At 60.0% G+C, this 365-nt stretch carries 1 protein-coding gene; it reads left to right on the top strand.

Translation table 11 applies throughout. The features are described from left to right. Positions 1 to 365, top strand: a 365-nt coding sequence (locus tag AC1D0P_RS32235) for an efflux RND transporter permease subunit (RefSeq protein WP_477680442.1), incomplete at both ends; no start/stop codon positions are given.

Below are 365 nucleotides of genomic sequence, written 5' to 3' on the forward strand. Positions count from 1 at the left end.
CTATGAAGCGGCCATCGATACGCTGGTCGAAGGCGCCGTACTGGCTGTCATCGTTGTCTTCCTGTTCCTGCGCAATTGGCGTGCGACGCTCATCTCGGCGGTGGCCCTGCCGCTCTCGGCGATCCCGACTTTCTGGATCATGTCGATGCTGGGCTTTTCGCTCAACCTGGTGAGTTTTCTCGCCATGACGTTGGCGACCGGTATTCTGGTCGATGACGCCATCGTCGAGATCGAGAATATCGCGCGGCATATCAAGATGGGCAAAACGCCCTATCGCGCCGCCATCGAAGCCGCCGACGAAATCGGCCTCGCCGTCATCGCCACGAGCTTCACCATCATCGCGGTCTTCGCGCCGGTGTCGTTCA

The sequence above is a fragment of the Polaromonas sp. P1_G2 genome (genome assembly GCF_056405515.1).